The organism is Pseudomonas sp. HMSC08G10, assembly GCF_001808425.1.
GTDB classification, from domain to species: Bacteria; Pseudomonadota; Gammaproteobacteria; order Pseudomonadales; family Pseudomonadaceae; genus Aquipseudomonas; species Aquipseudomonas guariconensis.
This window is the reverse complement of the sequence record NZ_KV793318.1, coordinates 12551-35682: the sequence shown is the minus strand read 5'-3', so window position 1 is coordinate 35682 and position 23132 is coordinate 12551. Positions and strand designations below refer to the sequence as shown.

21 protein-coding genes and 2 pseudogenes are annotated in these 23132 nt (G+C 63.5%); 8 read left to right on the top strand and 15 right to left on the bottom strand.

The features are described 5' to 3' along the window. Positions 1 to 80 precede the first annotated feature (80 nt). On the top strand, positions 81 to 2498 hold the full coding sequence (locus tag HMPREF3173_RS16555; protein WP_070574620.1) for a glucose/quinate/shikimate family membrane-bound PQQ-dependent dehydrogenase: 2418 nt from the start codon (positions 81 to 83) through the stop codon (positions 2496 to 2498). A gap of 135 nt (positions 2499 to 2633) precedes the next feature. Further along, entirely contained in the window at positions 2634 to 3902 is a 1269-nt protein-coding gene (locus HMPREF3173_RS16550) for a carbohydrate porin (protein WP_070574618.1), read from the top strand. Positions 3903 to 3968: 66 nt separating this feature from the next. On the opposite strand, the gene argE is transcribed toward HMPREF3173_RS16550, so the two are convergent. Further along, positions 3969 to 5132: an acetylornithine deacetylase gene (gene argE, locus HMPREF3173_RS16545; RefSeq protein ID WP_070574617.1), complete on the bottom strand. Its 1164-nt coding sequence runs from the start codon at positions 5130 to 5132 to the stop codon at positions 3969 to 3971. Further along, positions 5125 to 5799, bottom strand: a complete 675-nt coding sequence (locus tag HMPREF3173_RS16540) for a DUF1028 domain-containing protein (RefSeq protein ID WP_070574615.1) — start codon at positions 5797 to 5799, stop codon at positions 5125 to 5127. The genes argE and HMPREF3173_RS16540 overlap by 8 nt, the downstream gene beginning before the upstream one ends. A gap of 301 nt (positions 5800 to 6100) precedes the next feature. Between HMPREF3173_RS16540 and HMPREF3173_RS16535 the strand changes: the two are divergent. After that, positions 6101 to 7457 (top strand): annotated as a pseudogene (locus HMPREF3173_RS16535) (flavin-containing monooxygenase). Then, the gene (locus HMPREF3173_RS16530; RefSeq protein ID WP_043211317.1) at positions 7457 to 7873 is read left to right on the top strand and encodes a RidA family protein; all 417 of its coding nucleotides are present in this window, start codon (positions 7457 to 7459) and stop codon (positions 7871 to 7873) included. Before HMPREF3173_RS16535 ends, HMPREF3173_RS16530 begins: the two are co-directional and overlap by 1 nt. Positions 7874 to 7982: 109 nt before the next feature. On the opposite strand, the gene HMPREF3173_RS16525 is transcribed toward HMPREF3173_RS16530, so the two are convergent. Together HMPREF3173_RS16525 and sodC are read right to left on the bottom strand one after the other, a co-directional pair. Continuing rightward, entirely contained in the window at positions 7983 to 8888 is a 906-nt protein-coding gene (locus HMPREF3173_RS16525; protein WP_043211318.1) for a LysR family transcriptional regulator, read from the bottom strand. Between the two features lie 260 nt (positions 8889 to 9148). After that, entirely contained in the window at positions 9149 to 9664 is a 516-nt protein-coding gene (sodC, locus tag HMPREF3173_RS16520) for a superoxide dismutase family protein (RefSeq protein ID WP_070574611.1), read from the bottom strand. Between the two features lie 182 nt (positions 9665 to 9846). Here sodC and HMPREF3173_RS16515 point away from each other — a divergent pair. Then, positions 9847 to 10110 (top strand): annotated as a pseudogene (locus tag HMPREF3173_RS16515) (short chain dehydrogenase); the annotation flags it as partial. Between the two features lie 67 nt (positions 10111 to 10177). Here the strand turns inward: HMPREF3173_RS16515 and HMPREF3173_RS16510 are convergent. The 9 genes from HMPREF3173_RS16510 to HMPREF3173_RS16470 form a co-directional block, all read right to left on the bottom strand. Next, positions 10178 to 10402 (bottom strand): hypothetical protein, encoded by a 225-nt coding sequence (locus HMPREF3173_RS16510; protein ID WP_070574607.1) that lies wholly within the window; start codon positions 10400 to 10402, stop codon positions 10178 to 10180. 310 nt (positions 10403 to 10712) lie between these two features. Further along, the gene (ureG, locus tag HMPREF3173_RS16505) at positions 10713 to 11339 is read right to left on the bottom strand and encodes an urease accessory protein UreG (protein WP_070574605.1); all 627 of its coding nucleotides are present in this window, start codon (positions 11337 to 11339) and stop codon (positions 10713 to 10715) included. A gap of 11 nt (positions 11340 to 11350) precedes the next feature. After that, the gene (locus tag HMPREF3173_RS16500) at positions 11351 to 12025 is read right to left on the bottom strand and encodes an urease accessory protein UreF (RefSeq protein ID WP_070574603.1); all 675 of its coding nucleotides are present in this window, start codon (positions 12023 to 12025) and stop codon (positions 11351 to 11353) included. After that, positions 12025 to 12570, bottom strand: coding sequence for a HupE/UreJ family protein (locus HMPREF3173_RS16495; protein ID WP_070574601.1), 546 nt, complete (start codon positions 12568 to 12570; stop codon positions 12025 to 12027). Before HMPREF3173_RS16495 ends, HMPREF3173_RS16500 begins: the two co-directional genes overlap by 1 nt. A gap of 19 nt (positions 12571 to 12589) precedes the next feature. Next, positions 12590 to 13069, bottom strand: coding sequence for an urease accessory protein UreE (ureE, locus tag HMPREF3173_RS16490; protein ID WP_070574598.1), 480 nt, complete (start codon positions 13067 to 13069; stop codon positions 12590 to 12592). Positions 13070 to 13078: 9 nt separating this feature from the next. Beyond that, positions 13079 to 14782, bottom strand: a complete 1704-nt coding sequence (ureC, locus tag HMPREF3173_RS16485) for an urease subunit alpha (protein ID WP_070574596.1) — start codon at positions 14780 to 14782, stop codon at positions 13079 to 13081. Next, a complete protein-coding gene (locus HMPREF3173_RS16480) occupies positions 14779 to 15096 on the bottom strand; it encodes an urease subunit beta (RefSeq protein ID WP_070574594.1) in 318 nt (105 codons plus the stop codon). Before HMPREF3173_RS16480 ends, ureC begins: the two co-directional genes overlap by 4 nt. A gap of 10 nt (positions 15097 to 15106) precedes the next feature. Then, the gene (locus tag HMPREF3173_RS16475) at positions 15107 to 15409 is read right to left on the bottom strand and encodes an urease subunit gamma (RefSeq protein ID WP_043211330.1); all 303 of its coding nucleotides are present in this window, start codon (positions 15407 to 15409) and stop codon (positions 15107 to 15109) included. A gap of 10 nt (positions 15410 to 15419) precedes the next feature. Next, positions 15420 to 16253, bottom strand: coding sequence for an urease accessory protein UreD (locus HMPREF3173_RS16470; protein WP_070574591.1), 834 nt, complete (start codon positions 16251 to 16253; stop codon positions 15420 to 15422). Positions 16254 to 16563: 310 nt separating this feature from the next. Between HMPREF3173_RS16470 and HMPREF3173_RS16465 the strand changes: the two genes are divergently transcribed. The 3 genes from HMPREF3173_RS16465 (at position 16564) to HMPREF3173_RS16455 (ending at position 19859) form a co-directional block, all read left to right on the top strand. Beyond that, complete coding sequence (locus HMPREF3173_RS16465) at positions 16564 to 17583, top strand: branched-chain amino acid aminotransferase (protein ID WP_070574590.1); 1020 nt, start codon at positions 16564 to 16566, stop codon at positions 17581 to 17583. A 226-nt stretch (positions 17584 to 17809) separates the two neighbouring features. Then, positions 17810 to 18490: a response regulator transcription factor gene (locus tag HMPREF3173_RS16460; RefSeq protein WP_043211335.1), complete on the top strand. Its 681-nt coding sequence runs from the start codon at positions 17810 to 17812 to the stop codon at positions 18488 to 18490. Next, positions 18468 to 19859, top strand: a complete 1392-nt coding sequence (locus HMPREF3173_RS16455) for a sensor histidine kinase (RefSeq protein WP_070574587.1) — start codon at positions 18468 to 18470, stop codon at positions 19857 to 19859. The genes HMPREF3173_RS16460 and HMPREF3173_RS16455 overlap by 23 nt, the downstream gene beginning before the upstream one ends. A 77-nt stretch (positions 19860 to 19936) precedes the next feature. On the opposite strand, the gene cysS is transcribed toward HMPREF3173_RS16455, so the two are convergent. Beyond that, positions 19937 to 21319 carry a cysteine--tRNA ligase gene (gene cysS, locus HMPREF3173_RS16450; RefSeq protein WP_043211339.1) on the bottom strand — a complete coding sequence of 461 codons (1383 nt, stop codon included), beginning with the start codon at positions 21317 to 21319 and terminating at the stop codon, positions 19937 to 19939. Positions 21320 to 21328: 9 nt separating this feature from the next. Then, positions 21329 to 23032: a glutamine--tRNA ligase/YqeY domain fusion protein gene (locus HMPREF3173_RS16445; RefSeq protein WP_070574585.1), complete on the bottom strand. Its 1704-nt coding sequence runs from the start codon at positions 23030 to 23032 to the stop codon at positions 21329 to 21331. Positions 23033 to 23132 lie beyond the last annotated feature (100 nt).

Sequence of the window (23132 nt, the reverse complement as noted above, 5' to 3'; positions counted from 1 at the left end):
TGAAAAATAATGTACTAACTTGTTAATTAGCTTGCTAAGGGCCTAAACTGCGCGCAGTCCCACCTGCGAGATCCCTGGCAATGACACAAACACCTCGCGCCTCTGGCGCCTCAACCTTCATCCTGGTCGGGCTCGGCGTGATCATCGCCCTGCTCGGCCTGCTTCTGGCCGTCGGCGGCGTCAAGCTGGCCATCCTTGGCGGTTCTTGGTACTTCCTGCTCGGCGGCCTGGCCATGGCCACGGCCGGCGGGCTCATCGCCCGCCGCAAGCCCGCCGGTGCCTGGCTGTTCGCCGCTTTCCTGGTCGGTACGGCGATCTGGGCCGTGCTCGATGCGGGCCTGACGTTCTGGCCGCTGTTCTCGCGGTTGTTCATGTTCTCGGCCATCGGTCTGGTGGTGACACTGGTCTATCCGATGCTGGTGCGCGCCAGCGGTGGCAGCACCGGTCGTGGCGCCTACGCCGTGGCCGGTGTGCTGGCACTCGCCTTGGCGATTGGCGTTGGCAACATGTTCGTCGCTCACCCAAGCGTCGCCCCTACCGGCAAAGGCCCAGGCATGACCCCGGTCGAATCCGGCCAGGCACAGAAAGACTGGGCCCACTACGGCAATACCGAAGGCGGCAGCCGCTTCGCCGCGCTGGACCAGATCAATCGTGACAACGTGAACAAGCTCAAGGTCGCCTGGACCTATCACACCGGCGATGTGGCGCTGAGCGACGGCAACGGTGCCGAAGACCAGCTGACCCCGCTGCAGGTCGGCGACAAGGTGTTCATCTGCACCCCGCACAACAATCTCATCGCGCTGGACGCGGACACCGGCAAGGAGCTCTGGAAGAACGCGATCAACGCCCAATCCAAGGTCTGGCAGCGTTGCCGCGGCATGGCCTACTTCGACGCCACCGCCCAGATCGCCCAGCCGACCCAGCCCAACAGCTCGCCGATCGCCGCCGTCAAACTGCCCGCAGGCGCCAACTGCCAGCGCCGTCTGCTGACCAACACCATCGATGGCCGCTTGATCGCTGTCGATGCCGACACCGGCGCGTTCTGCGAAGGCTTTGGCAACAACGGCCAGGTCGACCTCAAGGCCGGCCTGGGCGATGTCCCGGATTCCTACTACCAGCTGTCCTCCGCTCCACTGATGGCCGGCACCACCGTGGTGGTCGGCGGCCGGGTGGCCGACAACGTCCAGACCGACATGCCAGGCGGCGTGATCCGTGGCTTCGACGTGATCACCGGGCAAATGCGCTGGGCCTTCGACCCAGGCAACCCAGAGGACCGCAACGCCCCGCAAGGCGACAGCACCTACGTGCGCAGCACCCCCAACAGCTGGGCGCCGATGTCTTATGACCCGGCGATGAACACGGTCTTTCTGCCGATGGGCAGTGCCTCCACCGACCTCTACGGCGTCGAGCGCAGCGAACTGGACCACACCTATGGCGCGTCGGTACTGGCCTTGGACGCCACCACCGGCAACCAGAAGTGGGTGTTCCAGACCGTGCACAACGACCTGTGGGACTTCGACCTGCCCATGCAGCCGAGCCTGATCGATTTCACGCGGGACGATGGCAAGACCGTTCCGGCGGTGGTGATCGGCACCAAGGCCGGGCAGATCTACGTGCTCGACCGTGCTACCGGCAAGCCGCTGACCCAGGTCGACGAAGTGCCGGTCAAGCCGAGCAATATCCCTAACGAGCCGTACTCCCCGACCCAACCTAAATCGGTGGGCATGCCGCAAATCGGTGCACAGACCCTGACCGAATCGGACATGTGGGGCGCCACCCCGTATGACCAACTGCTGTGCCGCATCGACTTCAAGAAGATGCGCTATGACGGCCTGTACACCGCGCCAGGCACCGACCTGTCGCTGAGCTTCCCAGGTTCGCTCGGTGGCATGAACTGGGGCAGCATCTCCACCGACCCAGTGCATGGCTTTATCTTCGTCAACGACATGCGTCTGGGCCTGTGGATTCAGATGATCCCCTCGCAGAACAAAGGCCAGGCCACCTCCGGTGGCGAGGCGCTGAACACGGGCATGGGCGCCGTTCCCCTCAAGGGCACGCCTTATGCTGTGAACAAGAACCGCTTCCTGTCCGTGGCCGGCATTCCGTGCCAGGCACCGCCTTTCGGCACCCTGACCGCCATCGACATGAAGACCCAGCAGATCGCCTGGCAAGTGCCGGTCGGCACTGTCGAGGACACCGGCCCACTCGGTATCCGCATGCACCTGCCGATCAAGATCGGCCTGCCGACCCTCGGCGGTACGCTGTCCACCCAAGGCGGCCTGGTGTTCATCGCCGGTACCCAGGACTTCTACCTGCGCGCCTACGACAGCGGCAATGGCAACGAGATCTGGAAGGCGCGCCTGCCCGTCGGCAGCCAGGGCGGCCCGATGACCTACGTCTCGCCCAAGACCGGCAAGCAGTATGTAGTGGTCACTGCCGGCGGTGCGCGGCAATCCCCTGACCGTGGCGACTACGTGATGGCCTATGCCCTGCCGTAAACCGCGCCGCCTTCTTCGCGGATAAACCCTACCCCACCGAGACCGCGTCGCTCCCTTCGCCGGTTCCCACAAAGACTCCGAGCAGCCTTTGTGGGACCGGCGAACGGGCACTCACAGACAACCCGAGACTCCGTAATGCCCCGCGTTATTCGCATCACCCCCGCGCTTGCGCTGGCCCTGGCCAGCACCACCGCCATGGCCGACGGCGACCTGATGACCCGCAACACCCTGACCGGCGACTGGGGCGGCTTGCGCCAGCAGCTCGAGGAAGATGGCATCAGGTTCACCGGCGACTACAGCGGCGAAACGGCCTACAACGCCCACGGCGGCCTGCACCGTTCGGCACGCTACTCGCAGAACCTCAAGCTCGGCGTACAGTTCGACCTCTCGAAGCTGTACGGCCTGGACAATGCTGGCAAGGTCCAGCTGACGGTCAACGACCGCCGCGGCAACAGCGCCTCCGAGGACCTGGTGGGCAACCGCCTGCCGATCCAAGAAAACTACGGCGGCCTCTACACCCGCCTGACCGAGCTCAGCTACGAGCGCACCCTGTTCACCCCGGCACTCAACGTCAAACTGGGTTACATGGCCATGGGCAACGACCTGGGCGGGCTCGACAGCGGCATCCTGTGCAACTTCATGAACGCCGGTTTCTGCGGCCACCCACTGAACATGTCCGGCGGCAGTGGCTGGACCAACTACCCCAACGCGCATCTGGGCGTGAGGGTCAAATACGACCTGTCGCCAGCCTGGCAGGTGCGTGTGGCAGCGTTCAACGTCGACCCCGAAAGCAACGGCAACGCCAGCCGCGCCTGGCACCTGGGGCCCAAGCACACGACCGGCACCGTGGTCCCGGTCGAGCTGGTGTACAAGCTGCAAGGCCAACTGCCTGGCGAGTACAAGCTCGGCTACTACTACGACAGCTCCGACGCCAAACGCATCGGCCGCAATGACGAAGTGTCCGGGCGCGGCGGCCATTACCTGCTGGTCGATCAGGCGGTGTGGAACGACCCTGCCCTGCCGGGCCGAAGCTTGCACGCCTTCGGCCAGTACTCGGCCTCAAGCAAAGCGGCCTCGCCGTTTACCAAGTGGTATGGCGCAGGCGTCGTGCTGTACAAGCCGTTCGAAGGGCGCCCGCACGATACCCTGGCGCTGGGCTACGGTCGCGCCGTGCCCAACCCCCGTAGCCGCGATGTGCTCGAGGACGCCGCCCAGGCCGCTGGCCAAGACTTCCCCAACCTGGACAGCGCCGAACAGCTGATCGAGCTGAGCTACGGCTACCAGGCCACACCCTGGCTGAACCTGCGACCGGATGTGCAGTACATCATCGAGCCGGGCGCATTCTCCGGGCAACGCATCGACAACGCGTTGGTGGTGGGAATGCAGGTCAAGGCGAGCTTCTGATCGCTTGCACCTCGGCCCGCAGCAGACACTTGTGTCGCGAAAAGGGGCGCAATGCGCCCCCAGGCTCTATCGAGTCTCGCTCAAGTGCGCCACCAGGCGAAGCAACATGGCATCGCAGGCCTGCAACTGCTCGACACTGACGAACTCATCGGGCTTGTGCCCCTGATCCATGCTGCCAGGCCCGCAGACCACCGTCGCAATGCCCGCCTGATCGAACAGCCCACCCTCGGTACCAAAGGCCACGGTGCCAAACTCCTCGGAGCCGCTGAGCAGCGCGACCAGTTTCGCCGCCTCGCTGTCGGCCGGGGTCGCCAGGCCAGGGTAAGCACTGAGCGGCTTCAGGCGAATGTCACTGTCTGCGCTGACCGCACGCATGCGCGGCAGCAGTTCGGCCTCGGCGTAGGTCTGCAACTGGTCGGCCACGGCCTGGGCCTCGAAGCCCGGCAAGGCGCGCACCTCGAAGTCGAACTCGCACTCGGCCGGGACGATGTTCAGCGCCCGCCCCCCTTTGATCATGCCGGTCTGCACCGTGGAAAACGGCGGATCGAAGCGCTCGTCATGGTGCTCGGGACGCGCCAGGCCATCGCCGATCTCGCCGAGCTTGCCGATCAGGCGCGCGGCGTATTCGATCGCATTGACCCCATAGGGCGCGTACGCCGAATGACACGCGGCGCCATGCACCTGACAACGCATGGCCAATTTGCCTTTGTGGCCCAGCACTGGCTTGAGCTCGGTAGGCTCGCCGATCAGGCACAGGCGCGGCTTGTGAGGACGTCGCTCGAGTGCAGCCAGCATGGAGCGCACACCTAGGCAGCCAACCTCCTCATCGTATGAAAACGCCAGATGCACCGGCCATTTCAACGGCTGCGCGAGAAACGCTGGCACCGCCGCCAGCACCGAAGCGATGAAGCCTTTCATGTCCGCCGTACCGCGCCCGTACAGACGCCCGTCACGTTCGGTCAACGCGAAAGGCTCGACGGTCCAGGCCTGGCCATCGACCGGCACCACATCGGTGTGCCCGGACAACACCACACCACCCCGGTCCTTAGGACCTATGGTGGCGAACAGATTGGCCTTGGTGCCCTCTTCGTTGTGGAACAGCTCGCAGTCCACACCCAGCCCGGCCAGGTAATCACGAACGAAACCGATCAGCGCCAGGTTGGACTCGCGGCTGACGGTGGCAAATCCCACCAGCCGGGCCAGCAGTTCGCGACTGCTCGACTCACTCATCGCCTGGCACTCCATAGCTTGGCGCAGCGGTTGGGTTCAACGCACGGGTCACGTAGTCCTGCATCTGCGGGCGGTAGTCTTGCCACAGTTTGTCCAGCGTGCCGATAGGGTCCTCGTCCGCCCAGTCCACCCGCAGGTCCACCAGCGGCCAGGTCAGCTCACCGGCAATCTTCATCGCTGCCGAATGCACCGGCCCCGCTTCGCCGCCAGCGGCCATGGCCGCGTGCATCGCAGCCAACAGACGATCGGCCAAGTGCCCGGCCGTTTGTTCGAAGGCCGCGACCATGGCCTCGATCACCTGGATCGAAGACAACAGATTGCCTGCTGCCGCGCACTGCTCGCCAGCCACTGCGTTGTGCACGCCGAGCGCTTCCTTGCCGGTAAACAATGCCACTTGGCCCTGGCTGTCGATCACCGTCACCTGCCGGTACTCGCTCCAGCCATTGGCCGTGAGCACCCGGTCCAGCGCGGCCGCCGGCAGTTGACCTTGCTCAAGGGCATCGAGTATCTGCGGACCCAACGCGGGCAAGGTAATGTTCTGCGTGGCCACCGCGCCGACACCTGCACGTACCCAAGGGCAACGTGCGCCTACTGCGATGCTCGATGAGCTGATGGCGATACCGAGCTGGCCGGTTTCCTGGCAACGGCCGATGATAGAAAAGGTCATGTCCTGTGGCTCCTGAAGGTCTGTCCAATGCGCTTGCGAAAACAACTTTTCGCGCGAATGGGAACATTCTGGGCAGAAGCCGTTGACCCACGAAACCAACTTTTTCCTAGGACCAGGAAAGGAAAAAACTAAGGCCATAAAACATCAATAAAAATGGCACTTAAATAAACAGGAAACATAGCTCAACGCCGCGCCAATCAAAGCCTTCGGTAATTTATAGGCAATCATTAGCTAAATAATATTTTCGCGTTGCAAAGCACATCCCTAGTCTGGCCTCAGGCAAAGGCGGTACCCCACCGACCTGAATAAAACCGCCTTCCAAGAAGGGCTCAGACATGACATTGAACAACATCGAAATCGACACTCTCGTGGTCGGCGCCGGCCAGGCTGGCGTGGCCATGAGCGAACACCTGAGCAAACTCGGCGTGCCGCACCTGGTGCTGGAGCGCAAGCGCATCGCCGAGGCCTGGCGCACCGGGCGCTGGGATTCGTTGGTGGCCAACGGCCCGGTCTGGCACGACCGCTTCCCGGGCCTGGAATTCGACCTCGATCCGGACGCCTTCGCCGGCAAGGACCAGGTCGCCGACTACTTCGAGACCTACGTGCGCAAGTACAACCTGCCCGTACGGACCGGCATTGAAGTGAAGAAGGTGGTACGCAACGCCGACTGCCCAGGCTTCACCATCGAAACCAACGAAGGCGTGATCCGTGCCAACCGCGTAGTGGCCGCTACCGGTCCTTTCCAACGCCCAGTGATTCCGGCCATCGCCCCGAAGGACGAGCGCCTGCACCAGATCCACTCGGCCGCCTACTACAACCCCGAGCAACTGCCCGAAGGCGCTGTGCTGGTGGTGGGCGCTGGCTCCTCCGGCGTGCAGATCGCCGAAGAGCTGATGCGCGCCGGGCGCCAGGTGTACCTCTCGGTCGGCGCCCATGACCGTCCGCCACGGTCCTACCGCAACCGCGACTTCTGCTGGTGGCTGGGTGTGCTGGGCGAATGGGACGCCGAGATCGCCAAACCGGGCCGCGAACACGTGACCATCGCCGTCAGTGGTGCCCGCGGTGGCCATACCGTGGACTTCCGCGCCCTCGCCCACCAAGGCATGACCCTGGTCGGCCTGACCCAGTCGTTCGAGAACGGCGTGGTGCGCTTCCAGGACGACCTTGCCGACAACATCCGCCGTGGCGATGAGAACTACCTGGCCCTGCTGGATGCCGCCGATGCCTACATCGAGCGTAACGGCCTGGACCTGCCGCAGGAGCCAGAAGCCCGCAAGCGCCTGCCCGATCCTGAATGCGTCAGCCACCCGCTGCGCGAGCTCGACCTGGCCAAGGCCGGCGTCAACACCATCATCTGGGCCACCGGCTACGGCGTGGATTTCAGCTGGCTGCAGGTCGACACGTTCGATGCCAACGGCAAGCCGCTGCACCAGCGCGGCGTATCCCGCGAGCCGGGTGTGTACTTCCTCGGCCTGCCCTGGCTGTCGCGCCGCGGCTCATCATTCATCTGGGGCGTCTGGCACGACGCCAAGCATGTGGCCGGCCACATCGCCACCCAACGCACATACCTGGCCTACCGCGATCGCGAACAGCGTGAAGCAGAGGCCGAGCAGTCCCCAACCTCGATCCAGAAAGTCAGCACCCTCGGAGCGCACTGATGCCTACCCATACCCGTATCCGCATGTTCAACACCAAGGCGACCTACCCCAATCAGTCGCTGGACAACGACCTCTGCCAGGCAGTACGCGCCGGCAACACGATCTATGTGCGCGGCCAGGTCGGTACCGACTTCGAAGGTCGCCTCGTAGGCCTGGGCGATCCTCGTGCCCAAGCCGAGCAGGCAATGAAGAACGTCAAGCAACTGCTTGAAGAAGCCGGTTCGGACATGTCGCACATCGTCAAGACCACCACCTACATCACCGACCCCCGCTTCCGGGAGCCGGTGTACCAGGAAGTCGGTAAATGGCTCAAGGGCGTATTCCCGATCTCCACCGGGCTGGTGGTGGCGGGCCTGGCCCAGGCTGAATGGCTGATGGAGATCGATGTGATCGCCGTGGTGCCGGACCAGGCGTAACACCCTGGCGTTTGCGGGGTTGCTTTGCAGCCCCCTTACGGGCAAGCCCGCTCCCCTTAGGCGACAAGGCCTTGGGGAGCGGGCTTGCCCGTTCAGGGCTCATGGAAGTTCAAAGCTTGGCCAACTCCTCCCGGCAGAACTCGACGAACAACTGCGCAGGTTTGGTGAGTTGGACCCGCTTCAACCGCGCCGCCGCCAGCCCCGACAGGGCCACCGGCTCTGCGATGTCCAGCGTCACCAGCCGCTGTCCATCGTATGTGTATTCGGAATGTGGCCGGGTCACCAGCAACGAAAACCCGAACCCCTGCCCAACCATCCCCCGCACCATCTCGATCGATGGCGAACTGAAGACAATGTTCGGCGTCAGGCCCATCTCGTTGAACAGGCTGACGAAATAGGTGCGGCTCGGCGCGACGTCGAGCAGGATCATCGGCTCCGGGCACAAGTCACGCAGCGACACCTGAGCCTGACCTGCGAAGCGGTGCTTTTCAGGAAGCAGCACGTAGGGCTTTTGCGGCGGCATCAATGGCTCGGCTTCGATGGTGCCGTCCAGGTCATGGTCGTAGAGAAAAGCCAGATCGAATGTGCCGGCGGTCAGGCCCTGGATCAGGTCCTGCTGCTCGCCATCGCGCAGGCGGATGTCCACGCCCGGATAACGCTCACGAAAGCCTGCGATCAACCTGGGCAGATACAGCGGCGCCACCGTCTCGAAGCAGCCAATATCGATCTGCCCGGCCACGGTGTCGTTGTCGGCCAAGGCGTTCTGCTCGAACTCGTGGGTCATCTGCAGCAGCGCCTTGGTCTTGGCATAGAAGCGCTTACCGCTGGGGGTCAGCGAAACGCCCTGGGCATGGTGGCGGATGAACAACTGGACGCCGAAGCTCTCTTCCAGGCTTTTGATGGCCGTGGAGATCGACGGCTGCGCGATGTACAGCTGGCGCGATGCCTCGGCGACGCTGCCGGCCTCCACGGTGGTGACGAAATACTTGAGTTGACGCAAGGTATAGGAAGCCACAGGCACCTCTCTGACGCCGCATGCGGCGTAGCGGATTTTTCCTGCCACCTTACCTTAGCGCTGGGCCCACAGGCGCGTGGGTGAGCAAGGATTTGCCTATGGGTTGAAGATATTTTTCATGGCACGAGCGCAGCCGTGAGGTTCAACGCAGTGCCTGTGAAAGCCGTGTGACACGCAAAAGGGCCGCAGAGCGGCCCCTCCGAAAAGCCCTGGCTGTTCAGGGCGGTTGCGACGTCACATCGCGTACACCTGGGATGCGCTTACTGCACCACCCCGCACGCTACCCGGGCTCCGCCACCGCCCAGTTTCTCAGGATGGTCGCTGTGGTTGTCGCCACCGGCATGCACCATCAGGGCATGCTCCTTGAAATCGTCCACCTTGAGTCGAGGTGCCAATACTGGAGTCGTAGCCTTGCCGTCGGCACCGACATACAACGCTGGCAAGTCGCCGCGATGGCCGCCTGCGTCGTACGGGCCTTTGTGAGCGTTGGTCGCCGCCGGATCCCAGTGGCCCCCGGCGGCGCCTGCCGGCACGGGCTTGCCGTTCTCCTCGGCCGCGTCGCATGAAGGGCGCTGGTGCAAGTGAAAGCCGTGCACACCCGGAGGCAGGTCGGCAAGATCCGGTGTGAGCAATGCCCCGTACGGGGTCTGCTCGAGGGTGACCGTCCCGATCGACCTGCCTGGGCCGTCCGGGCCGGCAAGCTTCAATTCCACCTTTTGGTCGGCCTGAGCAAGGCCGGCGGTGACCAGCAAGGCGGTCATTACCAGTGCTTTCATGTGATCTCTCCTTGGTTTGGAACAACGGACGTCTTACCTGCAGAACACGCCACCTGACAGGTGGACTGCGTACGCTGCCAGCGATTCCATTCGATCGCAGTCAGACGTACTTCTGTCTTGTGTAAGGAACCTCTACGAGGTTTGCGTTTTCTACCCGACATCCACTCAAGGAGGGCTGCACCATGCTCGATCCCGCAACCGGCATGCAACCAGGCGAACGCTACACCGTCGATAACGAGGAGCGCACCTGGCAATTCACGGGTTTCTTCCTCGATGGAAAGTACTATCTCGACACCGACCTCAACACCGCCGTCGGCTGGCTGGAGGGTACTCGGTTCTACTATGACGACGTTGACCCGGATGGCCAGCCGATCTTTGTGGATCGACTGGCCGGCACCATCGAGGACCTGGTGTTGACCTTGGTCGATGGCGCGACGCTCAAGCTCGAAGGCTCATTGCAGGGTCATCCGAGCGACGCACGCAAAGGCCTCTGAACCGCTCGAGACCTCCGGGTCAATCGAAGTCCCAGTAAGGCTGGCAGTGCCCGGCTTCGGTCCAGCCCGTGCCCTCCGGGCACTCTGGCCCGAAATCCCAATAGCTGAGCAGGGCATCGCCGGCGATGGCGCCGGTCTGGACAATTGGAGACGGCGTAGCGGCCCCAGGAGCGGACTCGCTGCTGTGGGCAAACTGGGTCAGGCCAACGGTGAACATCAGCGTGATTACGGCACGTTTTTTCATATCGTTTTCTCGAATGTTTCTGACGTCGATGAAGCAGGCGAACCGTCATGATCTGCCTGCCGACCGGTGAGGGACCTCGTCCTTCACCCACGCCCACTGTCGTCTGGCAACGCCCTCTCTAGCACCGGGAAATCTACTCGGTCATTACGCTGAATCGATGTCGCGTTCGAGCTCCGTCCTACGACTGCCCTCAAGACATCATTCAGCTCTTTTCGCATTCCAGAGACTGCGCTGATGGGGCGAGGCACCTTCAACCTCACCCTGACAACGCTGATCTGGCCGCCAGCCTCGTTCGACCATTGGGCCCCACTCAAGGAGCGCCACCTCCCAACATCCCACGCTCTACGATGAAATCGATTACCGCCTGCAACCCCTCGCCCTTCTTCAGATTGCTGAAAGTCCACGGTCGCTCGGGGCGCATGCGTCGGGTATCGCGCTCCATCACCTCCAGCGAAGCACCGACATGAGGCGCCAGATCGGTCTTGTTGATCACCAGGAAATCCGACTTGGTGATGCCTGGCCCTCCTTTGCGGGGAATCTTCTCGCCTTCGGCGACATCGATGACATAAATCGTCAGGTCAGCGAGTTCCGGACTGAATGTCGCACTGAGGTTGTCGCCTCCGCTTTCGACGAAGATCACATCGAGATTGCCAAACTTACGCGCCAGCGCCTCTACGGCAGCCAGGTTCATCGAGGCGTCTTCGCGGATCGCCGTATGCGGACAACCACCGGTCTCCACCCCGACAATACGCTCAGGCTCCAGGGCACCGGCCTCGGTGAGGATGCGCTGATCCTCCTTGGTGTAGATGTCGTTGGTCACGACCGCGAGTTGGTAGTGGTCACGCATGGCTTTGCACAGGGCTTCGAGCAATGCGGTCTTGCCGGAGCCGACCGGTCCGCCGACGCCGACGCGCAGGGGGTTTTGATGACTTTGCATGAAGGTCTTCCTCAAGAACGGAACAAACGGGTGTATTGAATTTCATGACAGGAAGAGGCAATGGCGAGCCGCGGCAGGCTGCCGCCGAGCTGGTCATCGTCCAGCGCCAGGGCGCGGTCGAGCACGGCAGGCAGCGCCTGCCCTAGGTCGCGCAGTAGCGTCTGGGCCGCCTGCTGACCGAACGGCACCAGCTTGACCCCAGCCATCACCGCGCTTTCGAGCCAGGCAAAGCCGTGGCCCAAGGCCAACTGACGCAACGGGATGGACCAATGCACGCCAAGCCAGGCCATGCCGCTCAGTTGGCTCAGGTCGAGACTGGCCCGCCAGTCCGGGGCCTGCCCCAGTTGCCAGCCATCGAGCAGCCGCGCCAGCGCACTGCCACGCTGCTGTTCTTCCAGCCGCAACTCGGCAGTCTCACGGTTGGCCAGCACGAAGCGGCTCCAATGCGCGAAGGCGCCGGCATCATTTGCCTGGCAGGCGTGATAGAGCCGCGCCAACACTGGCCAGTCGAGGTAGCCGAGGGTGTCGTTCAATTGCTCGCGTTGCCAGGCAGCGAAGGTTGCCGTGTCGCGCACCCAACCGGCCTCCACGGCCCACTCCAACCCCTGGGAGTAGGTGAAACCGCCTACCGGCAGGCCTGGACTGGCCAGTTGCAGTAGGCGCAGCAGCGCGAGGTCGACGTCCATCAACCGGCCAGCACCAAGGCCGCCCCCGCCAGTATCCCCCCACCAACGGCCTTCTGCAGGCCCGTGTGACGACGCAACAGGCAGCCGACGGCAAAGCCCACTGCCAGCAGCAGCGTGCTGACGAGAACGAAACCTGAACCGAACAGCCAGAACGCGCTGGGGGTAGCCTCCACGCCATGAGCCCAGCCATGGAACAGGGCGAACATCGGCATGATCACTGCCAGCAGCCTTTGCCGACTGGGCAGCAACAAGGCGCCTGCGATCACCCATACCGACACGGCGATCATCGCTTCCATACCCAGCACGTCACCAAACAGATGCCCGCACACCGCCCCACCGACCATCGCCGCCAAGGTGGCCAGCGGTAGACCCAGGCTTCGGCGCGTCAAGGCCGCCAGCACACCGGTGCCCAGCAACATCAACAGATGATCGAGACCGGTCAGTGGATGCAACAGGCCGTCGCGCAAGGGGCTAGTGTCGTGACCAGGGTGGGCGAAGGCCGGCAGGGCCGCCAGTAGCAGGACAACGGCTAACGTCTTTTTCATTGAAAACTCCCAGGATGGCTCAGCAATGGGCAGGCAAGCGCACGAACTGATGGTCGTGGCCGTGATGATGGGGCGCGCTCTGGTAGGCCCCGGCTTCAGGTTCGAAAGGCGCCTGCTCGATCACGACGCTCAAGCCCAGGCCGCGCAGCATCTCGTCCAGGACATGATCGTGCTGGAAACGCAGCAGGCCAGGTTCGATCTGCAACGGCACATGGCGGTTGCCTAGGTGGTAGGCCGCGCGGGCCAGCAGCAGCGGGTCGGTGCAACGCACCGTGGACACCTGCTCGGGCGCGGCAAGCACTTGCACCACATGGCGACCTTCGGCGTCACCGAGCAGCTCGCCGCCACGCAGCAGGTGACCTCGCTCAAGCATCAGGCCTGCCTCACGGCCGTCGTCCAGGGTGATACGCAGGCGGCTTTTGATGCGGCTATCCACGTCCAGGGTAACGGTGCCGGTCACAGGGCCTGCTTCGTTGAGTCGACGGGTCAGGACAATCATGGGTTTTCCTCAGAACAGAAAATAACGCTGGGCCAACGGGAGTTCGCGGGCCGGTTCGCACACCAGCAGCTCGCCGTCGGCGCGCACCTGATAGGTCTGGGCATCTACCTCGATATGCGGTTGCAGGCTGTTGTGGACCATGTCGGCCTTGCGTACCCGCCGACAGCCGCGGGCCACACCGATCAGACTGCGCAGGCCAAGCGTCTCGGCCAGGCCCCTGTCCATGGCCAATTGCGGCAGGAAGGTCATGCGCGTGGCCTGCCGGGCCGCGCCGAGTGCGCCGAACATTGGCCGGTAATGCACAGGTTGCGGCGTGGGAATCGAGCCATTGATATCGCCCATCGGCGCCGTGACGATCATTCCGCCCTTGAGCACCAAGGCCGGCTTGACGGCGAAGAAGGCCGGCGACCAGAGCACCAAGTCAGCAAGCTTGCCCACCTCCACCGATCCCACCTCATGGGCGATGCCATGGGTCAGGGCCGGGTTGAGGGTGTACTTGGCGATGTAGCGCTTGACCCGGAAGTTGTCGCTGTAATCGCTGTCAGGCGACAACGGCCCGCGGCGCAGCTTCATCTGGTGCGCCACTTGCCAGGTGCGCAGCACCACCTCGCCCACCCGGCCCATGGCCTGGGAGTCTGAAGAGGTCATCGCGAAAGCCCCCATGTCATGGAGGATATCCTCGGCGGCAATGGTCTCGCGGCGTATGCGCGACTCGGCGAAGGCCACGTCCTCGGCAATGCTCGGGTCCAGGTGATGGCAGACCATGAGCATGTCCAGGTGTTCGTCGACGGTATTCACGGTATAGGGCAGCGTCGGGTTGGTCGAAGAGGGCAATACATTGGCCTGCCCGGCTGCGCGGATGATGTCCGGCGCATGACCGCCACCGGCACCTTCGGTGTGGAAGGTGTGGATGGTGCGATCACCGATGGCGGCCAGGGTGTCTTCGATACACCCGGACTCATTGAGCGTGTCGGTGTGGATCGCCACCTGGATGTCCAGCGCCTCGGCCACGCCCAGGCAGCAATCGATGGCAGCCGGCGTGGAGCCCCAGTCTTCGTGCAGCTTCAGGCCCACCGCTCCAGCGGCGATCTGCTCCTGCAAGGCTTCGGGCCGCGAAGCATTGCCTTTGCCCAACAGGCCGATGTTGATCGGCAGGCTGTCAGCGGCCTGGAGCATGCGCGCCAAGTACCAGGGGCCGGGCGTGCAGGTGGTGGCATTGGTGCCGGTGGCCGGCCCGGTGCCGCCCCCAATGAACGTAGTGACGCCACTGATCAAGGCTTCCTCTACCTGTTGCGGGCAGATGAAGTGGATGTGCGAGTCGATGCCACCGGCAGTGACGATCTTGCCCTCGGCAGCGATCACTTCGGTGCCCGGCCCGACGGGGACGGTGACCCCTGGCTGGATATCCGGATTGCCCGCCTTGCCGATCGCGGCGATACGCCCATGACGCACGCCGATATCGGCCTTGACGATGCCCCAGTGATCGATGATCAAGGCGTTGGTCAGCACCAGGTCCATCGCCTCAGCGGCGAGCATCTGGCCTTGGCCCATGCCGTCGCGGATGACCTTGCCGCCACCGAACTTGACCTCCTCGCCATAGACCGTGAAGTCTTTTTCCACCTCGACCCACAGGGCGGTATCGGCCAGGCGCACACGGTCGCCGACCGTCGGACCGAACATGTCGGCATAGGCCTGCCGGGATATTCGACTCATGACCTGCCCTCCAGTGCGCCCATGACCTTGCCCTGGAAGCCGTACACCTCCCGCTTGCCGGCGTAGGCGACCAACTGCACGGTGCGGGCCTGCCCAGGCTCGAAACGCACGGCGGTGCCGGCCGGAATATCCAGGCGATAGCCCCGGGCCACCTCACGCTCGAAGACCAGGCAATCATTGACCTCATAGAAGTGATAGTGCGATCCGACCTGCACCGGACGATCGCCGTGGTTGGCCACGCTGACGCTGACAGTCGGGCGGCCCTTGTTGAGTTCGATGTCGCCGTCAGCGACCTGGATTTCTCCGGGGATCATGCTCGGCTCCTCAGACGATGGGGTCATGCACGGTCACCAGCTTGGTGCCGTCGGGAAAGGTCGCCTCGACCTGAACGTCGTGGAGCATCTCGGCCACGCCCTCCATTACCTGCGCCCGCCCCAGTACCTCACGGCCCAGGCTCATCAGCTCGGCGACACTGCGCCCATCACGGGCGCCTTCGAGCACAGCGGCGCTGATCAGCGCCACCGCCTCCGGGTAGTTGAGCCTCAAGCCACGGGCCAGGCGCCGCTCGGCCAGCAACGCTGCGGTGAACAACAGCAGTTTGTCTTTCTCTCTTGGGGTCAGCTCCATGGCCTCTCTCTCAGGTGGCCCAGATGCGCGGCGGGCACGGCGCCAGGCCGAGGACAGCCGGACGCAGCAGGTGCCAGAGGCGCTGCAGGGTGGATTGCAGGTGTTGGTTGTCATGGTCGAGCAGGCGGATCACCAGCAAGGGCCCCAGCAAGGTGGCGCCAGCAGGATTGCCCAAGCCCTCCAGTGCCTGGCGCACGCGCTCGAGCAGCGCTGGGTTGGCGGGTGCTGCGCAAAACGTAGCGACCAGCGGGTAGCCGCCAAGCTTGTCCACCCCCCCGGCCTCGATGCGCAGCCGCTCCTGGAGCCCAGGGTCATCTGCCAGTTCGATGCACAGGCTGCTGTCGAGTGCGCCCTGCTCGAAGCGCTCGCCCATGACCGGTCGCCCCAGGCACAGGGTTTCCCAGGCCAGCAACCGTGCACCGGGCTCGAGCGTGAAGCGGCTGTCGAGCCTGGCTCGCGCGCCACTGAAGAAGATGCTGTCCTGGGGCAGCCATTCCAGCGTGCTGCCCGCCGCCAGGTGGAACCGCTGCGTGAGCCGTGCCGTAGGCCCGATGCTGCGGTAGAACTTGCTCGCCCCCGGCATGGTCAGCAGTGCGTGGCTGCCAGGTTCTAGATGAACCTCCAATTCCAGCCGGTCACCGGCGACGATGCCACCTGGCGGATGCAGGACATAGACATGACAGGGTGCTCCTTCGGGATGGAACGGACGCTGCACCAAAAGAGGACCGAAGTGCCGTCGCGCACCAAGGCGGGTCATCCCTTCGCACTGGATGAAGCGCAGTTGGAGACAGGCGCTCCAGCCAGGTTGCTGCTCGAGTTGTTCCTTGCGCTGCGCCAACGACATCCACCAGCCCCCGAAAACACGCGGCCTTGCGGCCGTGAAGCGGGTCAGAGGCAGCGCTGGATGCCTGCAGGCCTGACCACTTGATCAAATTCTTTGGCAGGGACATAGCAGGTAACGGGCCAACTCTTCGCTTGAGGCTGAATGAAAAGGTTCAGCGCACCGCGTCTTCGCAAGGGCTGACCCAGCCCGTCGCCCGTCTGGCCAATTCATGACTGGACGTTTCGGATCCGCGGCGGATGTATTATCGTGGCGAGGTGCGCATATAAAAGCAGCCTGAGCGATCAGGCCCTAGGCAATACAAGAGGGTGTCATGAGTAACGAGAGCATTAACTGGGACAAGCTGGGCTTCGACTATATCAAGACCGACAAGCGCTACCTGTCCGTATGGCGCAACGGCGAGTGGGACAAAGGCACCCTGACCGAAGACAACGTGCTGCACATCAGTGAAGGCTCCACCGCCCTGCACTATGGCCAGCAATGCTTCGAAGGCCTGAAGGCCTATCGTTGCAAGGACGGCTCGATCAATCTGTTCCGCCCTGACCAGAACGCCGCCCGCATGCAGCGCAGCTGCGCCCGCCTGCTGATGCCGCAAGTGCCGACCGATGTGTTCATCGAGGCCTGCAAGCAAGTGGTCAAGGCCAACGAGCGCTTCGTACCACCGCACGGCAAAGGCGCCCTTTACCTGCGTCCGTTCGTCATCGGCACCGGCGACAACATCGGCGTGCGCACCGCGCCGGAGTTCATCTTCTCGATCTTCGCCATCCCGGTCGGCTCGTACTTCAAAGGCGGCATGAAACCGCACAACTTCACCATCTCCAGCTATGACCGCGCCGCCCCGCAAGGTACCGGCGCCGCCAAGGTCGGTGGCAACTATGCGGCCAGCCTGATGCCAGGTGCCGAAGCGAAGAAGAACAACTTCGCCGATGCCATTTACCTGGACCCGCTGACCCACAGCAAGATCGAGGAAGTCGGTTCGGCCAACTTCTTCGGCATCACCAAGGACAACGAGTTCGTCACCCCGAAATCGGCCTCCGTCCTGCCGGGCATCACCCGTCTGTCGCTGATGGAACTGGCCGCCTCGCGCCTGGGCCTTAAAGTGGTCGAAGGCGATGTCGAGATCAACAACCTCGATCGCTTCGTCGAAGCCGGCGCCTGCGGTACCGCCGCAGTCATCACGCCGATCGGCGGGATCGAGTACAACGGCAAGCTGCACGTCTTCCACGACCTGGAGAAAGTCGGCCCGGTCACCCAGAAGCTCTACAACGAGCTGACCGGCATCCAGAGCGGCGACGTCGAAGCGCCAGCCGGCTGGATCGTCAAGGTCGCCTGAGGCTCCGTCCTCCCCTTGAAAACGGGGCATGCCAGCAATGGCATGCCCCGTTTTCATTGGCCATACCCGCCTTTGGCGGTGCGCCCGTTCACCGAAGGTCAAAGGGGATCTCGGCCCCTCAGACACAGGCCGATCAGGTCTTGATGCAGCAGATGAATTTTTCTTAAATCGCGCAGTGTCTATTCTTTGGCACAATCAAGCCTCCAATCGCTGCCCAGGTACTAGCATGCCCCGCGTACTGACCATCGAAGACGACGCCGTCACTGCCCAGGAGATCGTCGCCGAACTGTCCAGCCATGGCCTGGAAGTGGACTGGGCTGACAATGGCCGTGAAGGCCTGTCCAAGGCCATCGGTGGAGGCTACGACCTGATCACCTTGGATCGCATGTTGCCCGAGGTCGATGGATTGACCATCGTCACCACCCTGCGCAACCTCAAGATCGCCACCCCCATCCTGATGATCAGCGCCCTCTCCGATGTCGACGAGCGCGTGCGCGGCTTGCGCGCCGGCGGCGACGACTACCTGACCAAGCCGTTCGCCTCCGACGAGATGGCCGCACGGGTCGAAGTACTGCTGCGCCGCAACAGCGTGCCCGTGACCCAGACCCGTCTGCAGGTCGCCGACCTCGAATTGGACCTGATCAGCCACGAAGCGCGCCGTGGCGAGCAGACCCTCAATCTGCTACCGACTGAATACAAGTTGCTGGAATACCTGATGCGCCATGCCGGCCAGGTCATCACCCGGATGATGATTTTCGAAGAAGTCTGGGGCTACCACTTCGACCCTGGCACCAACCTGATCGACGTGCACATCGGTCGCCTGCGCAAGAAGATCGACCCGCCTGGCCAGAACCCGCTCATCCGTACCGTGCGGGGCTCCGGCTATGCCATTGCCGAACCCGTCTAAGGGCTGGAGCTCATCCACCAGCCGCCTGCTGGCACTGTACAGCTTCCTGTTCGTGGCCTGGAGCAGCATCCTCATGGGAGTGCTGTACTTCGAGGTCTCAAGCTACCTGAATAAGCTCACCCGCCATTCCATGCTGCAACGCCAGCACCTGTTCTCCCACATGAGTGGCAAGCAGCTCGACGATGCGCTGATCGCAAGCCAGGCGTTCGAGGAGCGCGGTTTCGACGCCTACGGCCTGTTCGACGCCCAGCTCAACCCCATTGGCGGGCGTGTGCGCTTCATCCCGCCGGAGCTCGGGCTCGATGGCGAAGTCCACGAACTCAAGCGATGCCTGGATGCCGACGACCCACACCTGCCCCGCGACAGCTGCGACGCCGTGGCGATCCGCATCAAGGATGGACGCTGGTTGGTGCTGGTCCGCGACAACGGCTCGCTGTTCGTGGTCACACGGATCATCCTGCATGCCTTGCTCTGGGGCATCTCCCTGACCTTGATCCCCGGTTTCGCCGGTTGGTACCTGCTGCGCAGGCGACCGCTCAAACGTATCAGGGCGATCCAGGCCCAGGCCGAGCTGATCGTCGCAGGTGACCTCACCCATCGCCTACCGCTTTCGGCGCGGCGTGACGAGCTGGACATGCTAGCGGCCATCGTCAATGCCATGCTCGACCGCATCGAACGGCTGATGCACGAGGTCAAGGGTGTTTGTGACAACATCGCCCATGATCTGCGCACGCCGCTCACTCGCCTGCGTGCGCAGCTTTACCGGATCCGCCAGCAAGGCGGTGACAACGCGCCCGAGGCCCAGGCCTTGGAGCAGGCAATTGCCGAGACCGACACGCTGATGGCGCGCTTTCGCGGACTGTTACGCATCAGCGAACTGGAAGACCGTCAGCGCCGCGCCGGGTTCGTCGAACTCGATCCCCACGCCTTGCTGCTGGAGCTCTTCGACTTCTACCTGCCGCTGGCCGAAGATGGTGGCATCCGCCTGACCCTGGAGCAGCCCGCGCAGTTGCCGGCGCTGCACGGGGACCGGGAACTGCTGTTCGAGGCGCTGGCCAATATGGTGGGTAACGGCATCAAGTTCACACCGGAAGGTGGACAGGTACGGATCCAGGCACGTGAGTACGCCAGTGGCCTGTACATCGCCATCGAGGACAGTGGACCGGGGATTCCGGAGCAAGAGCGCGCGGCAGTGTTGAAGCGTTTCTATCGCAGTGAGGAAGGCCATCGCCACCCGGGGTTCGGGCTGGGGCTGTCGATCGTCGCGGCGATCGTCGACCTGCATGGGTTCCGGCTGGAGGTGGGAAGCAGCGAGCTGGGCGGAGCGAAGCTGATGCTGCATTGCCCGTTGGCGGGGCCAGCCAAGTAATGACTGGGGCCGCCTTGCGGCCCTTCGCGGGTTGACCCGCGAAAAGCTGCAAAAAGCAGCCCCAATCAACGCATCGATCAGTCAGCCAGGCGCCAGGTGGTACCGCCCTTGCCGTCTTCCAGGACCACGCCCATGGCGGTCAGCTGGTCACGGATACGGTCGGACTCGGCCCAGTTCTTGTCCGCACGCGCCTGCAAGCGCGCCTGGATCAGCGCTTCCACTTCAGCGGCGTCGACCTTGCCCTCAGCCCCGGCGCGCAGGAAGTCATCGGCGTCCAGTTGCAGTACACCCAGCACATCACCCAGCTCACGCAGACGGCCCGCAAGACCGGCAGCGGCCTCAGGGTCGCTGTCACGCAGGCGGTTGATCTCGCGCACCAGGTCGAACAGCACGGCGCAGGCCTCCGGCGTACCGAAATCGTCGTTCATCGCCACGCTGAAACGCTCGACGAACTCCTCGCCTCCCTTGGCCTCGACACGCGGCAGACCACGCAGCGCGTGGTAGAAGCGCTCCAAGGCACCCTTGGACTCACGCAGGCTGTCCTCGGAGTAGTTGATGGCGCTGCGATAGTGGCTGGCCACCAGCAGGTAGCGCACCACCTCAGGGTGATACTTGTCGAGCACATCACGGATGGTGAAGAAGTTGTTCAACGACTTGGACATCTTCTCGCCGTTGATACGGATCATGCCGCAGTGCATCCAGGCATTGGCGTAAGGCTTGCCAGTGGCCGCCTCGCTCTGGGCGATCTCGTTCTCGTGGTGCGGGAACTCCAGGTCGCTGCCGCCACCGTGGATGTCGAAGCTCTCGCCCAGGCAGCAAGTGGACATGACCGAGCACTCGATGTGCCAGCCCGGACGACCCGGCCCCCACGGCGACTCCCAGCTCGGCTCGCCCGGCTTGGCGGCTTTCCACAGGACGAAGTCCAGCGGGTCCTGCTTGGCTTCGCCCACTTCGATCCGCGCGCCGATGCGCAAGTCTTCGATCTTGCGCCGCGACAGCTTGCCGTAGCCGACGAACTTGCCGACCCGGTAGTACACGTCGCCATTGCCCGGTGCGTAGGCATAGCCCTTGTCGATCAGGGTCTGGATCATCGCGTGCATGCCGGGGATATGGTCGGTGGCGCGCGGCTCCTGATCCGGCGGCAGGATGTTCAGACGGCGCTCGTCTTCGTGCATGGCATCGATCATGCGCGCGGTCAGCTCATCGAAGCGCTCGCCGTTGTCATTGGCGCGGTTGATGATCTTGTCGTCGATGTCGGTGATGTTGCGCACGTAGGTCAGCTCGTAGCCGCTCTTGCGCAGCCAACGGGTGATCAGGTCGAAAGCGACCATGCTGCGGCCGTGGCCCAGGTGGCAATAGTCGTACACGGTCATGCCGCACACGTACATGCGCACCTTGTTGCCGTCCAGGGGCTTGAAGGCTTCCTTGGTCTTGCTCAGGGTGTTGTAGATGGTAAGCACGGCGATTCCTTAGCTGCCCCAGGAGTCACGCAGGGTGACGGTGCGGTTGAACACCGGACGGCCCGGCTGGCTGTCCTTGAGGTCGGCGCAGAAGTAGCCTTCGCGCTCGAACTGGAAGCGGTCCTCAGGCGCGGCCTGGGCCAGCGACGGCTCGGCGCGGCAGCCGGTCAGCACCTGCAGCGAATCCGGGTTGATGTTGTCCAGGAAGCTGCCGCCCTCCTCGGTCTTCTCCGGGTTCGGCGAACGGAACAGGCGGTCGTACAGGCGCACCTCGCACTCCACGCTGCCTTCGGCCGGAACCCAGTGGATCACGCCCTTGACCTTGCGGCCCTCGGGGTTCTTGCCCAGGGTGTCCGGATCATACGAGCAGCGCAGTTCGACGATATTGCCGTCGGCATCCTTGATGGCCTCGTCGGCACGGATCACGTAGCTGCCGCGCAGACGCACCTCACCAGCAGGCTCCAGGCGCTTGTAACCTTTGGGCGGCTCTTCCATGAAGTCGTCACGGTCGATGTACAACTCACGGGAGAACGGCAATACGCGCACGCCCATGTCTTCTTTCGGATGGCGCGGCAGTTCGAGTTGCTCGACCTTGCCTTCCGGGTAATTGGTGATGACGACCTTCAGCGGACGCAGGACGCACATGGCGCGCGGCGCGGTGCGGTCGAGGTCGTCACGGATGCTGAACTCGAGCATGGACATGTCGACCACACCGTCGGAGCGGTTGGTGCCGATCATCTCGCAGAAGTTGCGGATCGAGGCCGGCGTGTAGCCGCGGCGGCGGAAGCCCGACAGGGTCGACATGCGCGGGTCGTCCCAGGCATCGACGTGCTTTTCGTCAACCAGTTGCTTGAGCTTGCGCTTGGAAGTGATGGTGTAGTTGAGGTTCAGACGGCTGAACTCGTACTGGCGCGGGCGCGCTGGCACCGGCAGTTTGTCGAGGAACCAGTCGTACAACGGACGGTGGCTTTCGAACTCCAGGGTGCAGATCGAATGGGTGATGCCCTCGATGGCGTCCGATTGACCGTGGGTGAAGTCGTAGTTGGGGTAGATGCACCACTTGTCGCCGGTCTGGTGATGGTGGGCATGACGGATGCGGTAGAGGATCGGGTCGCGCAGGTTCATGTTAGGCGACGCCATGTCGATCTTGGCGCGCAGCACACGCTCGCCATCCTTGAACTCGCCGGCCTTCATGCGCGCGAACAAGTCGAGGTTTTCCTCGACGCTGCGGTCGCGGAACGGGCTGTTGCGGCCTGGCTCGGTCAGGCTGCCGCGGTATTCCTTGGCTTGCTCAGGGGTGAGGTCGCAGACATAGGCATCGCCCGATTTGATCAGCTCCACGGCCCAGTCGTGCAATTGATCGAAGTAGTCCGAAGCGTAGCGCACCGGGCCTGCCCACTCGAAGCCCAGCCATTTGACGTCACGCTGAATGGAGTCGATGTACTCCTGGTCTTCCTTGGCCGGGTTGGTGTCGTCGAAACGCAGGTGGCAGACGCCCCCGAACTCCTGGGCCAGCCCGAAGTTCACGCAAATCGACTTGGCGTGGCCGATGTGCAGGTAACCATTGGGCTCCGGCGGGAAACGGGTGACGATGCTGCTGTGCTTGCCCGAGTCCAGATCGGCCTGGACGATCGGCCGCAGGAAGTTTGCAGGGACGGCGGGGGCGCCTTTGGCAGCGGCGTTGGGCGCGTTTTCGGCAGTGGGCTTGCTCATAGGATCCTTGAATGCTGGTATCCGGCCTGGGTAGGCCGATTGAATCAAAGGGCCTATCATAGCCGAAGCAGTCAAGCTGCTGACAGCCGGGCACCGACAA